Source organism: Vibrio sp. 10N.222.46.A1, from assembly GCF_041473595.1.
Classification (GTDB): Bacteria; Pseudomonadota; Gammaproteobacteria; order Enterobacterales; family Vibrionaceae; genus Vibrio; species Vibrio tasmaniensis_A.
This window is the reverse complement of record NZ_JBFRSN010001466.1, coordinates 1-368: the sequence shown is the minus strand read 5'-3', so window position 1 is coordinate 368 and position 368 is coordinate 1. Positions and strand designations below refer to the sequence as shown.

The window sequence follows — 368 nt, the reverse complement described above, 5'->3', positions numbered from 1 at the left end:
GATCTCACCAATACATATTTGTATTTAATTTGTATTTAAATCGTATTGGAAAATCCTTTAAGAAAGCTTGTTATGTATCGTTTAATTTGTATTATATGTACTACAAAACGCCGATACGACGCTCACACTAACCTTTAAAGCAAGGCTTATATAGAGCAAATTTACGTATTTAAGGTACAGGTTGTTAATCAAAGTCTAGTTGTTCTAGCGCACAAATGAGGCAAAAATGGCAAGACTCCCTATGTATCGCCAAATCGCCGATGCAATAAGAGAAAAGATCAGTTCTGGTGAATATAAAGTTGGAGAAGCACTCCCAACAGAAGCGCAATTGCGTGAAGTATTCTCGGTAAGCCGTGTGACGGTTAGGC

At 37.2% G+C, this 368-nt stretch carries 1 protein-coding gene; it reads left to right on the top strand.

Going from position 1 to position 368, the window contains the following annotated elements; translation table 11 throughout:
• Positions 1-226: 226 nt before the first annotated feature.
• The coding region (locus AB4496_RS27405; protein WP_372133120.1) for a GntR family transcriptional regulator at positions 227-368 on the top strand (142 nt) is incomplete at its 3' end.